The organism is Rhodococcus sp. UNC23MFCrub1.1, assembly GCF_000686025.1.
Lineage (GTDB): Bacteria > Actinomycetota > Actinomycetes > Mycobacteriales > Mycobacteriaceae > Rhodococcoides.
Genome location: NZ_JMLQ01000004.1, coordinates 173,369 through 185,943 on the forward strand (window position 1 = coordinate 173,369; position 12,575 = coordinate 185,943).

General features: G+C 68.6%; 12 protein-coding genes and 1 tRNA gene. 8 read left to right on the top strand and 5 right to left on the bottom strand.

Annotation, left to right across the window (positions count from 1 at the left end; all coding sequences use genetic code 11):
* Window positions 1–6: 6 nt before the first annotated feature.
* From BR07_RS0111770 to BR07_RS0111780, 3 genes are all read left to right on the top strand, one after another.
* On the top strand, window positions 7–1,218 hold the full coding sequence (locus BR07_RS0111770) for a fatty acid desaturase family protein (protein WP_027505619.1): 1,212 nt from the start codon (window positions 7–9) through the stop codon (window positions 1,216–1,218).
* A gap of 11 nt (window positions 1,219–1,229) precedes the next feature.
* A complete protein-coding gene (locus BR07_RS0111775; RefSeq protein WP_027505620.1) occupies window positions 1,230–1,478 on the top strand; it encodes a hypothetical protein in 249 nt (82 codons plus the stop codon).
* Between the two features lie 211 nt (window positions 1,479–1,689).
* On the top strand, window positions 1,690–2,868 hold the full coding sequence (locus BR07_RS0111780) for a winged helix DNA-binding domain-containing protein (RefSeq protein ID WP_027505621.1): 1,179 nt from the start codon (window positions 1,690–1,692) through the stop codon (window positions 2,866–2,868).
* Here BR07_RS0111780 and BR07_RS0111785 read toward each other — a convergent pair.
* Window positions 2,857–3,633 carry a helix-turn-helix transcriptional regulator gene (locus tag BR07_RS0111785; RefSeq protein WP_027505622.1) on the bottom strand — a complete coding sequence of 259 codons (777 nt, stop codon included), beginning with the start codon at window positions 3,631–3,633 and terminating at the stop codon, window positions 2,857–2,859. The two genes, BR07_RS0111780 and BR07_RS0111785, sit on opposite strands and share 12 nt — an antisense overlap.
* Window positions 3,634–3,699: 66 nt before the next feature.
* Here BR07_RS0111785 and BR07_RS24295 point away from each other — a divergent pair, with 66 nt between their 5' ends.
* Window positions 3,700–5,265, top strand: a complete 1,566-nt coding sequence (locus BR07_RS24295; RefSeq protein WP_051613325.1) for an AMP-binding protein — start codon at window positions 3,700–3,702, stop codon at window positions 5,263–5,265.
* Here the strand turns inward: BR07_RS24295 and BR07_RS0111795 are convergent.
* Window positions 5,229–5,648, bottom strand: a complete 420-nt coding sequence (locus BR07_RS0111795; protein WP_155957015.1) for a DUF732 domain-containing protein — start codon at window positions 5,646–5,648, stop codon at window positions 5,229–5,231. The two genes, BR07_RS24295 and BR07_RS0111795, sit on opposite strands and share 37 nt — an antisense overlap.
* Before the next feature lie 40 nt (window positions 5,649–5,688).
* Here BR07_RS0111795 and BR07_RS0111800 point away from each other — a divergent pair, with 40 nt between their 5' ends.
* Window positions 5,689–6,327 (top strand): YoaK family protein, encoded by a 639-nt coding sequence (locus BR07_RS0111800; RefSeq protein WP_027505624.1) that lies wholly within the window; start codon window positions 5,689–5,691, stop codon window positions 6,325–6,327.
* A 6-nt stretch (window positions 6,328–6,333) separates the two neighbouring features.
* Here BR07_RS0111800 and BR07_RS0111805 read toward each other — a convergent pair.
* Window positions 6,334–6,409, bottom strand: a tRNA-Arg gene (locus tag BR07_RS0111805).
* Window positions 6,410–6,523: 114 nt separating this feature from the next.
* On the opposite strand from BR07_RS0111805, the gene BR07_RS0111810 reads away from it, so the two are divergent.
* Window positions 6,524–7,615 carry an XdhC/CoxI family protein gene (locus BR07_RS0111810; protein WP_155957029.1) on the top strand — a complete coding sequence of 364 codons (1,092 nt, stop codon included), beginning with the start codon at window positions 6,524–6,526 and terminating at the stop codon, window positions 7,613–7,615.
* A 147-nt stretch (window positions 7,616–7,762) separates the two neighbouring features.
* Window positions 7,763–9,799, top strand: a complete 2,037-nt coding sequence (locus BR07_RS0111815; protein ID WP_027505626.1) for a cytochrome c oxidase assembly protein — start codon at window positions 7,763–7,765, stop codon at window positions 9,797–9,799.
* Here BR07_RS0111815 and BR07_RS0111820 read toward each other — a convergent pair.
* Together BR07_RS0111820 and BR07_RS0111825 are read right to left on the bottom strand one after the other, a co-directional pair.
* Window positions 9,796–10,197 carry a GtrA family protein gene (locus BR07_RS0111820; protein ID WP_155957030.1) on the bottom strand — a complete coding sequence of 134 codons (402 nt, stop codon included), beginning with the start codon at window positions 10,195–10,197 and terminating at the stop codon, window positions 9,796–9,798. The genes BR07_RS0111815 and BR07_RS0111820 overlap by 4 nt on opposite strands.
* A gap of 47 nt (window positions 10,198–10,244) precedes the next feature.
* Window positions 10,245–10,907 (bottom strand): TetR/AcrR family transcriptional regulator, encoded by a 663-nt coding sequence (locus BR07_RS0111825; protein WP_027505628.1) that lies wholly within the window; start codon window positions 10,905–10,907, stop codon window positions 10,245–10,247.
* Window positions 10,908–11,032: 125 nt separating this feature from the next.
* On the opposite strand from BR07_RS0111825, the gene BR07_RS0111830 reads away from it, so the two are divergent.
* The gene (locus BR07_RS0111830; protein WP_027505629.1) at window positions 11,033–12,571 is read left to right on the top strand and encodes an MFS transporter; all 1,539 of its coding nucleotides are present in this window, start codon (window positions 11,033–11,035) and stop codon (window positions 12,569–12,571) included.
* The last annotated feature ends 4 nt before the right edge of the window (window positions 12,572–12,575 follow it).

The window sequence follows — 12,575 nt, forward strand, 5'->3', positions numbered from 1 at the left end:
GTCACCATGTTCGGACTCTCACTGTCCTTTCTCCCGTTCATCGGTTCCAGCTCGGCGCCCGACACCGCGACGTCCGGCGTCGACGTGATGGACGAGCCGGGAACCGACGGACCTGTCGTCCTGAGCTACGAAGCCGTGGAGGAACTCGGACGCAAGCTCGACGACCTGCGCGCCCGCACCGTCGCGGATCTGGGTCAGGAGGACCGCGACTACATCTTCAAGATCATCAAGGCGCAGCGCGGACTCGAGGTCGCCGGTCGCGGACTGATGTACTTCGGCTTCTTCCCGCCGGCCTGGATCGCCGCCGTCAGCGCCCTGAGCCTGTCGAAGATCCTCGACAACATGGAGATCGGCCACAACGTCATGCACGGCCAGTACGACTGGATGCGTGAGCCGGGCCTGAACTCCAAGGTCTTCGAGTGGGACAACACGTGCCCCGGTGACCAGTGGCGCCACTCGCACAACTACATGCACCACACGTACACCAACATCCTCGACATGGACCGCGACATCGGTTACGGCATCCTGCGGATGGACAGCGCGCAGAAGTGGAACCCGTACTACCTGGGCAACCCGATCTACGCGTTCCTGCTCATGACCTTCTTCGAGTGGGGCGTCATGATGCACGACCTGGAGGCCGAGAACGTCATCCAGGGCAAGCGCAAATGGCACGACGTCAAGCCCCTGCTCGAGGGCTGGTGGAAGAAGGCCGGACGACAGGTCCTCAAGGACTACATCGTCTTCCCCGCGCTGACCGGGCCGATGTTCGTCCCGACGCTGGTGGGCAACTTCACCGCCAACATCGTCCGCAACGTGTGGGCCTACTCCATCATCTTCTGCGGCCACTTCCCGACGGGCGTGCAGACGTTCACCGTCGAGGAGACCGCGCAGGAGACCCGCGGCCAGTGGTACGTGCGTCAGATGCTCGGCTCCGCGAACATCGAGGGTGGGGACCTGTTCCACATCATGTCCGGCAACCTCTCGCACCAGATCGAGCACCACCTTTTCCCCGACCTGCCCGCGCACCGCTACCCGCAGATCGCACCCGAGGTCAAGGCGCTCTGTGAGGAGTACGGCCTTCCGTACAACACTGGTGGCTTCTTCCATCAGATCGGTACTGTGTGGGGCAAGATCTTCCGACTCGCCCTTCCCGACCGGTTCACCGGTGTGGACAAGGTGACCGGTGTGATCATCGAGCGCGAAAAAGCTGCAGCCTGAGAGGTAGTGCCATGGTCGGCAAGTTCGAACGCAACAAGGACACCGTGCAGGAACTGACCGAGTCCGCGGCGACCCACGTCGGACGCATCGCGGTCATCATCGCCACGGCAGTCCGCGACGTCACCCGCGAGATCGGTGACCTCGTCACCGACGGCATCGAGATGAGGGAAGCGTCGCGCCGGGCACAGTCCGACACGCGCACCTTCGAGGTGATCGAGGGGGACTTCGAGGAGTCGTCCAGGCGGTCGAACGGTCGCTGACCCGGAGCCTCACGACGGCGCCGCACCCATGACGGGTGCGGCGCCGTTGTCGTGTGTGGGTGCCGGCTCGGTCGTTGCCGTTGGGCTGGGCTTCGCGCACCGCGGTTCGTCCCGTGCACTCCCCATCGGGGGAGCACCACGCGAACTGCGCCGCGGGGTATGTGCGCCCGGCATGGGTGCGCACGGCGGCGGGGTCGGTCACACTGTCCCGATGAAGGTGACGGACGAGGAGCGGCGCAAGATCCTGGTGCACCGGCATGCCGTGGGTCTGGGGTCGTCGCTGACGCCCGAGGACGTGGTCCAGCGCATCGTCGCGCTCCACGCCACGGATGCGGCGAGCGTGTCGTTGCAGGTTCTGGCGCGATCGACCACCGCGACCCTGGACGACGTGCGCGACGCTCTGTACACCCGCCGCTCGCTGGTGCGGGTCATGGCGATGCGCCGCACCCTTTTCGTCATCGACAAGCAGTTCATGCCCGTCGTGCAGTCCGGTTCGAGCGCCGGGGTGGCCAGAACCCTGAGAACGCGTCTGGCGAAGCAACTCTCGACCCTGCCCACCGACCCGGTGATCGATGATGTGCCGGCGTTCCTCGACCATCTCGAGTCGGGTGTCGATGCGGCACTGGCTGCGTCGGGCACCGCGACGGGAGCCGAGTTGTCCACCGCCGTACCGGAACTGCGCACCGCGTTCCTCCCGACCACGGACAAGAAGTACGACGTCCGTCGCTACGTGACGTCGTCGCTGCTGACGTTGCTGTCGGTGGAGGGGCGCATCGTGCGCGTGGAACCGCGGGGGAACTGGACCTCGCGCCACCACACGTGGGCACCGGTGAGCGCGTGGTGGCCCGACGGTGTGCCGCCGATCGAGGAGGCGGATGCGCGAGTTCGCCTGGCGCGCACCTGGCTGGAGGCGTTCGGTCCGGCGACTCCCGAGGACCTCCAGTGGTGGACCGGATGGAACAAGGGTCACACCGTCAAAGCCCTCGCCGCTCTCGACGTCGAGGAGGTCGAGCTGTCGTCGGGTGGGGGAATCATGCTGCGCAGCGGCGACATCAGCGGTGCCGACGGGGGTGTGGCGCTGCTGCCCGCGCTGGATCCGACGCCGATGGGGTGGAAGGATCGGCGATGGTTCCTGCCGGACGAGTACCGACCGGATCTGTTCGACACGTTCGGCAACGTCGGCCCCACGGTGTGGTCGAACGGCCGGGTGGTCGGCGGTTGGGCCGTACGCGGCGCCGGTGAGGTGGTGTTCCGGTTGTTCGAGAAGGCCGACGAGGAGCAGGTCGCGGCGGAAGCTGCACGTCTCGAGGCCCATCTCGACGGCGCGTCCATCACCCCGACCTTTCCGACTCCGCTCGAGAAGGCGCTGCGGACAGGATCAGGGAACTAGGCCTGCACGCCGGGCGGCGTGCGCGGCTTCGTGTCTGGTCGACGCGTCGAGCTTGGCCATGATCGACTTCATGTAGCTCTTGACTGTGGACACGGTGAGGCCGAGCTCCTCGGCGATGGCGATGTTCGACCGGCCCAGCGCCACCAGCGACAACACGTCCCGTTCGCGGGCCGTCACGTGCGGAGCGGACGGTATCGGTGCGGCGGGTTCCAGGAAGGCGCGCATCGAGTCGAGCACGGACGTGAGCTCGGGTGCGTCCGACCGTGCCGCGACCGCCCGCAGCCGCGTGTACGTCTGACGGACGTCCTCGCGCAGCCGGTCGGCATCGCGCCGCGCCTCGTCGACGGCGAGGTCCTGGCCCAGAACCCCCGCTTCGAGGGTCAGCACGTCGAGCACGCGATCCCCGATGTGGCCGGCCGTGTGCATCGCGCCGTAGAGCACGCCGACGGCTGTCCGCCCGACGACGACTGGGGCGGCGATCATGGCGCGCAGGCCCTCGGCGGAGATGATGGCGTCGTATCGGTGGCTGATCTTCGGAGTCCGCATGTAGTCGTCGAGCGCGACGGTGCGATTGACCTGCAACACCTTGCCGCCGAGACCGTGACCTGCCTCGAGTTCGACACCGTCGAGCGCCCCGACGGACTGCCCGGCGAAATGGCGCAGCGTCAATCGCCGTCCCGCGGTCATGACTCCGCCGAAAGCGAGCGTGACGCCCGAACCGGCGCGCAACCGGTCCACGGCGGCGTCGAAATGTGTGTCGATCATGGTCTCCGTCTTCCTACCCTCTTCGGAGGGTATCGGGCCGCGAGTGTTCCGCGCCACACTCTCACCATGACGACCTTGACCGACGATGTCGCACGCCTGCTGGCGACCTACGGATCCGCCGACGCCGACCTCGCCGCCCTGCTGTGCGACGACCACGACCCGGCGGCGATCGCGTTCACCTTCATCGAAGGCGATCTCACGGCGCGCGACCTCACCTACGGCGAGCTGCACGAGCTGTCGGCGCGATTCGCGACGGGCCTCGCCGAGATGGGCGTCGGCCGGGGTGACCGCGTGGGAGTGTTGATGAGCAAGCGGCTCGAACTGGTCGTCGCCCTGCTCGGGCTCTGGCGACTCGGCGCGGTGCACGTCCCGCTGTTCACCGCCTTCGCTACTCCGGCGATCGCGATGCGCGTCGAGGCCGCGCAGGCGCGCGTCGTCATCACCGAGACCGACCAGCGCGAGAAGCTCGACTCGATCGAGGGCATCACGGTGATCGAGACGGGGGAGGGCTTCGACGCTCTGGTTCGTGAGCACGAGCCGATGGCGGCCTCGGTGGCCGTGGGCGGCGACGGTGTGATGATCCAGCTCTTCACCAGCGGCACGACGGGAAAGCCGAAGGGCGTGCCGGTGCCTGTGTCGGCGCTGGCGTCGTTCGTCGCCTACATGACCTACGGCCTCGACGTGTCCGAGGACGACGTCTTCTGGAACGCCGCCGACCCCGGCTGGGCCTACGGGCTCTACTACGCCATTCTCGGCCCGATGGCGATGGGCCGTCGCAGTCTGATGCTGCACGCCGGCTTCACCCCCGCGCTCACGGTCGCGGTGATGCAGAAGTTCGAGGTCACCAACTTCGCGGCGGCGCCGACGGTGTACCGGAGCCTGAGCAAGGACCCGTCGGTCGGTGGCATCACGTTGCGACGGGCGTCGTCGGCGGGGGAGCCGCTGACGCCGGACGTTCTGGTGTGGTCGGAGACGGCGCTCGGCGTCCCGGTGCGGGATCACTATGGCCAGACCGAGCACGGAATGGTCATCGTCAACGCCTGGCACGACGCGGTGCGTGAGCCGCTGATCCCTGGTTCGATGGGAAAGCCGTTGCCGGGCTTCACCGCCGGAGTCGTCGAGGATCAGATCGGCTTCGAGGTGGCGGGCAGCCCGCTGATGTGGTTCACCGGATACGTCGACGCTCCCGACAAGACAGCCGAACGGTTCACCGACGACGGGTCCTGGTACCTGACGGGCGATGCCGGACGCATCGAGAACGGCTCCTACTTCTTCTCCGCGCGTAACGACGACGTCATCATCATGGCCGGCTACCGGATCGGGCCCTTCGACGTCGAAAGCGTTCTCGTGGAACACCCGTCGGTCATGGATGTGGCGGTGGTGGGCCAACCCGACGACATCCGCGGAGAGGTGATCGAGGCGTACGTCGTTCTGGCGGAGGGCGTCTCGGGTACCGCCGAGTTGGAGTCCGAGCTGCAGCAGCTGGTGAAGTCCAACTTCGCCGCGCACGCCTACCCGCGCACGGTGCACTTCGTCGACGCACTGCCCAAGACGCCCAGCGGCAAGGTGCAGCGCTTCCTGCTGCGCCGGAGCCGTCAGCCGGGCAGCAGCGCTCGGAACTCGGGGCAGTAGGCGCCGATCGCGGTACCGACGATGGCGCCCGCGGCGCTCTCGTCCCATGTGCCGCGGCTGCCCGTCGTGACGGCGTCCACCTCGGCGATCACCGGCTGCCCCTGCTGCAGTTCGGCGCAGATGCCGCGTCCGAGAATCTTCATCGTCTCCGGGTCGGTGTACTCGATGGCGCCACTGTCCAACCCTGCGATGAAGAGGTCGTCCGCGGCGACGGCGTCGGGCCCCGTCGGCACGGAGGGACCGGCCACCGACGGCGTGCTGGGCGCCTCGGACGTCGAGGTCGCCGGAGCCGGGTCGTCGGCCGGGGGGGTCGCCGGGTCACCGCCGCACCCCGCCACGCTCAGAGTCGCGAGGAGGAGAAGGGTAGCGGTGCGGCGGGTCACCGGTGCGACGTTACCGCTCTCGTGGTGATCCAATGACCGCGTGAAGCGCACCCACGACCGCCGCCGCGATGCCCACGTGGCGCTGGGTCTCGCCGCTGTGGCGGGCTTCGTCGACGCCGTCGGCTTCCTCGCTCTCGGCGGCTTCTTCGTCTCCTTCATGACGGGCAACACCACTCGGGCGGCCGTCGAACTCACTGCGGGACATCTCGGTGCGGCGTCCGTCGGGCTCGTGGTGATCGTGTCGTTCGTGGGCGGGGTCGTCACCGGGTCGCTCGTCGGCGACCTCGCCGGCCGGCGTCGTAAGACCGTCGTCCTCCTGCTCGTCGCGGTACTGCTGGCGGCGGCCGGCGTCGTGCACCTCGGCGGCGGCGCGACCCTGGTGTCCGCTCTGATCGTGGCGGCAGCGATGGGCGCCGAGAACGCGGTGTTCGAGCGGGACGGCGGCATCAGCCTCACGTACATGACCGGGACGCTCGTGACCATGGCACGCACGATCGCCGCTCGGATCCAGGGGCGCAGCTCGGAATCCTGGGTCCGCCCGCTGTTGATGTGGGCGGCGCTCGCGGGCGGAGCGATTCTCGGCGCCGCGGCCTTCGCGATCGTCGGACTCGGCGCACCCGTGGTGGCGCTGATCGCGGTGCTCGTGGCTGCCGTCGTCGTCTTCTCGATGGGCGAATGAGCGCCGTGGTGCCCCCGGCAGGATTCGAACCTGCGACCAAGGGATTAGAAGGCCCTTGCTCTATCCCCTGAGCTACGGAGGCGTGCAACGGTGTCCGATGCGCCGTCGAGTGTAGCGAGGCGCTGCGCCCTGCCCGGGCCGGAGGTGCGGCTTAGACTTCTCGCTCCGAGGGAAGGCAGCAGGCGTGCAGGACGTGATGGACCAGGTGCTCGCGGCATGGCGCGCGGGGGAGTCGGTGGGCGTGGGCACCGTGGTGCGCACGTTCCGATCGGCACCGCGTCCGCCGGGTGCGTCGATGGCTGTGCTCGCGGACGGCAGAGTCGTCGGGTCGGTGTCCGGTGGCTGCGTCGAGGGCGCGGTGTACGAGGCCGCGCAGAACGGTGAGGCGGGTCTGCATCGCTACGGAGTCAGCGACGACGATGCGTTCGCGGTGGGTCTGACCTGCGGGGGCATCCTCGACGTCTTCGTCGAGACCGTGTCCCGATCGACCTTTCCGGAGTTCGGCGCGGTGGCGTCGGCGATCGCGGAGCACCGGCCGGTCGCGGTGGCCACTGTCATCGAGCACCCCGATGCTGCGCGGGTCGGTTCTCGCCTGGTCGTCGACCCGGTGGCGGCGTCCGGCACGCTCGGGTCGCCCCGCGCGAATGCCGCGGTGATCGACGACGCCCGTGGTCTTCTCGAAGCGGGCCGCACCGACGTCCTGCACTACGGCCCCGACGGTCAGCGGCGCGGCGAGGGAATGACGGTGTTCGTGAACTCCTTCGCGCCCCGTGCTCGCATGATCGTGTTCGGTGCGATCGACTTCGCGTCGGCGGTGGCGCGTCAGGGTGCGCTGCTCGGCTATCGCGTGACCGTCTGCGATGCGCGGCCGGTGTTCACGACAACCGAGCGATTCCCGACGGCCGACGAGGTGGTCGTCGAGTGGCCGCACCGCTACCTCGAGCGACTGCTGGCCGAGGGTGAGATCGACGAGCGCACCGTGATCTGCGTACTGACCCACGACCCCAAGTTCGACGTGCCGCTGCTCGAGGTGGCGTTGCGGCTGCCCCGCGTCGGCTACGTGGGGGCGATGGGGTCGCGGCGGACCCACAACGATCGGGTCGCGAGACTGCGCGAGGTGGGAATCGGCGACGACGAGCTCGCGCGACTGTCGTCCCCGATCGGGCTCGACCTCGGCGCCCGGACACCGGAGGAGACGGCGGTGTCGATCGCGGCGGAGATCGTCGCGAGGCGGTGGGGCGGGAACGGACGGCCGCTGGGGGAGCGCGAGGGACGCATTCACCATTGACGCCCCTCGCGAGTACGTCCGAACTGCTGCTGCAGCACGGAGGATCACGACGTTTCCGGCGTACTCGCCGGAGGGGGTGACGTGTGAGTTGCGCGTCTACTACGTCCCGTAGGTGCTGCGATGCCGGTCACCTCCTACCCTGGAGGTATGGCAACGACTGAGGCACCGCGTTCCGCGACCGCGGAACCGGACGGTGGGGCGCGACGAGCCGGATCGGCAGGCGTGTTCGCGAGTGCCGGACTGATCGCCGCGGTGGTGGCCGGCCTGATCGTCGCGCTGTCCGCATCGCAGGCGTTGGTCCTGCTCGGCATCCCGGATCCGGGTCCGGTGACGACGTACGGTCTGCCCGCTGTGCGCGCGCTCGGGGAGGTCGCGGCCGTCATCGCCGTGGGCTCTCTGCTGCTCGCAGCCTTCCTCGTGCCGCCGCAGAGATCGGGCGTCCTCGACATCGACGGCTATCGCGCGCTGCGCACCGCGTCGTCGGCGGCAATCGTGTGGGCGGCCTGCGCGATCGTGCTGGTGCCGCTGACCCTCTCGGACACGTCCGGTCAGCCGGTGTCCGAGGCGCTGCGTCCGGAGAACCTGTGGTCGGGCCTGTCGCAGATCGAGTTGGCCCGCGCGTGGCAGTGGACCGCGATCATCGCGATCCTGCTCGCACTCGGGACACGTGCCGTGCTGCGGTGGTCGTGGACGCCGATCCTGCTGGTGGTCGCGCTCGGCTCGCTCATGCCTCTCGCACTGTCGGGGCACTCGTCGTCCGGTGGATCGCACGACGTCGCCACCAACAGCCTCATCCTGCATCTTCTCGCCGCGTCGCTCTGGGCGGGCGGACTGTTCGCCGTCCTGGCGCACGCCCGTCGCGCCGGCGCGCACACCGATGTCGCGGCGCGCCGCTTCTCCGCGGTCGCCACGGTGGCGTTCGTGGTCATGGGTGTCAGTGGAGTGGTCAACGCCTTCGTCCGCGTCGAGCCCGCAGATCTGTTCGACACCACCTACGGCCGACTCGTACTCGCCAAGGTCGTCGCCCTGGTCGTCCTCGGCGTGTTCGGCTACACCCAGCGTCGACGGGCCCTGCCCGCGCTCGCCGCGGACCCGACGTCGCGCGCGAATCTCGTGCGTTTCGCCGGTGCCGAGGTACTGGTCTTCGCGGCCACGATCGGGCTCGCGGTCGGACTCTCCCGGACACCGCCCCCGCTGGGGAGCGCTCGGGAGCTGACGCTCACCGAGGCGGAGTTGGGGTACGACCTCACCGCGCCCCCGAGCCTCGAGCGTTTCCTCTTCGACTGGCGGTTCGACCTGATCTTCGGCACCGCCGCCGTCGTCATGGCCGTCGTCTACCTCCTCGGCGTTCGTCGACTGCGGGCCCGTGGCGACGCATGGCCGGTGGGTCGCACGATCGCCTGGGTCCTGGGCTGCGCGACGCTGCTGTTCGCGACGTCATCGGGTGTCTACCGCTACTCGATGGCGATGTTCAGCGTGCACATGGGCTCGCACATGGTGCTGTCGATGCTCACCCCGGTGCTGCTCGCGCTCGGCGGCGGCGTGACCCTGGCCCTACGGGTGCTGCCGGCGGCCGGCCGGGACGGTGTGCCGGGACCGCGCGAGTGGATCCTCGAGGCCCTGCACAGCCCGGTGTCCCGGTTCCTCACCCAGCCCCTGGTCGCGGCCGTCATCTTCGTGGGTGGCTTCTACGCGCTCTACCTCGGCGGCATCTACGGCGCGACCGTCGACTCGCACGGCGCCCACCTGCTGATGAACGCGCACTTCCTGCTGAGCGGCTACCTGTTCTACTGGGTCGTCATCGGCGTCGATCCGGCACCGCGTCGATTGTCGCCCGTGACCAAGCTGGCGATGGTGTTCGGATCGCTGCCGTTCCATGCCTTCTTCGGTATCGCGCTGATGAGCACCGAGACGGTGATGGGCCAGACCTTCTTCCGCGGCCTGTCGCTGCCGTGGAACTCCGACCTCCTGGCGGATCAGCGACTCGGCGGCGGCATCGCGTGGGCGACGGGCGAGATCCCGCTGATCCTCGTCATGCTGGCGTTGCTGGTGCAGTGGTCCAACACGGACCGGAAGGAAGCAGTCCGCACGGACCGGGCGGCCGATCGCGACGACGGTGCGGACCTCGCGGCGCACAACGCGATGTTCGCGGAGCTGGCGCGCCGCGAGCGTGAGCGCAGTTAGAAGACCAGACCGCGCAGGGCGAGGAAGCGGAGCCCGCCGACGAGGGCGGTGACTCCGACCAGGATCAGGGCCGACAACGCGGCGCCGGCGGTCGGCAGTGCGACGTCGAGCGCTGTCAGCGCTGCGGTGCTGGCGCCCAGACCGATGAGTGCCAGTCCGCCGCCCTCCCACTGCGCGGTGAACCAGCCCACCCGATCGGCGGCGTGGAACGTGAGACGGCGGTGCAGTTCGTTGGCGAGAACGGTCGACGCCACTGCTCCGACGGCATTGGCTACGATGGAACCCTCGCTGTGCATCGCGACGAACACGGCGACGTAGAGGACGTTGCTGAGCCCGCCGACCAGTGCGAAGCGGACCAACTGGGGGAACGCTCCGTCACTGCGCAGCGCCACCAGCATCGGATGCCCGGGGTGCGAGGGAAGCACGGGGGAGACCACGTTGTCGATCACGACGCCCTCCCGTGCAATCTGCTCTTGACGCTGACGATCTCGTCCGGTGTCAGCGCTCGACCCGGCAGGGGCACCGACCTATCCGGCACCGCCGCGAGGGAATCGATCACCAGGGCGAAATAGCGTCGCCAGTTGTCCTCGTCCACCTCGTCTGCAACCTCGGCGCCGGCCACGATCATCCGCACCAGGGTGAAGAGGTCGCCGGGCTGCACGTCCGGGCGGAGCTTCCCGGCCTTCTGGGCGCGCTGGATGAGAGTGTCGATGGTCGGTTCGAGCTTGGACCGGACTGCCGCGATGCGGTCGAGGCCGTCGTCGCACCCGAGGACGACGTGACCGAGACCACGGTCCGCGGCCATGTGTCGACACATGAATTCGAAGAAATCGACCATCGCAGCCCAGGGATCGTCGGCCTCCGCGGCCACCTCTGCGCGGCTGAGCACGTCGACCAGACGCTGCTCGAGGATGCCGTCGATGAGTTCCTGTTTGTTGGCGAACCGCCGGTACACGGTGCCCACACCCACCCCGGCGCGCGCAGCGACGTCGTCGAGCGTGATCTCGAGACCCTTGCGTGCCAACAACTCTCGCGCACAGTCGATGATCTTGAGCTTGTTCCGCTCGGCGTCCGCTCGAAGCGGCTTCGCCGCTGTGGTGGGTTTCACAGTCCGTTTCGTCCTGGTTCGTCGGTTAACCGGAGGGCATACCTCCGCATCGCTGCTATCGTCTTGCTATCCGGAGCGTACGCCTCCGTATAGCTCCATTTCACGCCGTACCGAAGCGAGGATCAATGTCTTCCACCACATCCGACGTCGGAAACGTCCAACCGACGATTCGGTCGAGCGCGCACGACGCGCCCGACCGCACTCGCTGGCTCATCCTGGGCGTACTCGGCCTGGCCCAGCTGATGGTCGTGCTCGACGCGACCGTCGTGAACATCGCGCTTCCCGCCGCACAGCTCGATCTCGGCTTCGACAACGCGGACCGCTCGTGGGTGGTCACCTCCTACGCTCTGGCATTCGGCAGCCTCCTGCTGCTCGGTGGTCGACTGAGTGACCTCTTCGGTCGCCGCACCACCTTCCTCGTCGGACTCGTCGGCTTCGCGGTGATGTCCGCCGTCGGCGGCGCAGCCGTCAACTTCGGCATGCTGGTCGCGGCCCGTGCGGGACAGGGTGTCTTCGGCGCCCTGCTCGCTCCCGCAGCGCTGTCCCTGCTGACCACGACGTTCACGGATCCGAAGGAACGTGCGAAGGCGTTCGGCATCTTCGGCGCGGTCGCCGGTGCCGGCGGCGCCATCGGCCTGCTTCTCGGCGGTGTGCTCACGGAGTGGGCGAACTGGCGCTGGAGCCTGTACGTCAACTTGATCTTCGCGGGAATCGCGTTCGTCGGCGGCTTCCTCCTGCTGGCCAAGCACCGCGCCACCGAGCGTCCGGTACTCGACATCCCCGGCACCCTCACCGTGTCCGCGGCGCTGTTCTCCATCGTCTACGGATTCGCGCACGCCGAGTCCGACGGGTGGAGCAACGCGGTGACCATCGGTTTCCTCGCGGTCGGTGTGGTCCTGCTCGGTGTCTTCGTCTACCTGCAGACGCGGGCGACGCATCCGCTTCTCCCGCTGCGCATCGTGCTCGACCGCACCCGCGGCGGCGCGTACCTCGCGGTGTTCGTCATCGGTGCCGGCATGTTCGCGGTGTTCCTGTTCCTCACGTACTACCTGCAGAGCACGCTCGGCTACACGCCCATCACCACCGGGTTCGCGTTCCTGCCGATGATCGCGACCCTCGTGGTCACGGCCACCGTCGCGACGTCGGTCATCCTGCCGCGCTTCGGGCCTCGCGTTCTCATGTCCGCCGGCATGCTGATCGCGTCGGCCGGCATGGCCCTGCTGACCCAGATCTCGATCGACAGTTCCTACGCCGCGCACATCCTGCCGAGCCTGCTCGTCATGGGCGTGGGCATGGGCGCCACGATGGCCCCGGCCATGCAGGGCGCCGTGTCCGGAGTCTCGCCGGACGACGCCGGCGTCGCCTCCGCGACCGTCAACACGATGCAGCAGATCGGCGGATCCATCGGTACTGCGCTGCTCAGCACCATCGCGGCGACGGCAGCGACGAACTACGCGACCGACAACCAGGCGGCCGTGGCTCAGGCCGCGGATCCGCAGGCCGCCGCGACGCTGCTCCGGATGAACGCGGAGATCGCCAGCTACACCACGACGTTCTGGTGGGCGTCGGGCATCTTCCTCGCCGGCTCGGTGATGGCAGCGCTGCTCGTCCGCTCGGGCAAGCTGCCCGACGGACCCGAGGGTGCCACCGTCGTCTCTCACTGACGTA

Coding starts and splice junctions, on each gene's coding strand:
- BR07_RS0111820 (WP_155957030.1), bottom strand. CDS start 10,197: ATGCTGGTGGCGCTGCGCAGTGACGGAGCGTTCCCCCAGTTGGTCCGC.
- BR07_RS0111785 (WP_027505622.1), bottom strand. CDS start 3,633: ATGATCGACACACATTTCGACGCCGCCGTGGACCGGTTGCGCGCCGGT.
- BR07_RS0111815 (WP_027505626.1), top strand. CDS start 7,763: ATGGCAACGACTGAGGCACCGCGTTCCGCGACCGCGGAACCGGACGGT.
- BR07_RS0111770 (WP_027505619.1), top strand. CDS start 7: ATGTTCGGACTCTCACTGTCCTTTCTCCCGTTCATCGGTTCCAGCTCG.
- BR07_RS24295 (WP_051613325.1), top strand. CDS start 3,700: ATGACGACCTTGACCGACGATGTCGCACGCCTGCTGGCGACCTACGGA.
- BR07_RS0111830 (WP_027505629.1), top strand. CDS start 11,033: ATGTCTTCCACCACATCCGACGTCGGAAACGTCCAACCGACGATTCGG.
- BR07_RS0111780 (WP_027505621.1), top strand. CDS start 1,690: ATGAAGGTGACGGACGAGGAGCGGCGCAAGATCCTGGTGCACCGGCAT.
- BR07_RS0111810 (WP_155957029.1), top strand. CDS start 6,524: ATGGACCAGGTGCTCGCGGCATGGCGCGCGGGGGAGTCGGTGGGCGTG.
- BR07_RS0111775 (WP_027505620.1), top strand. CDS start 1,230: ATGGTCGGCAAGTTCGAACGCAACAAGGACACCGTGCAGGAACTGACC.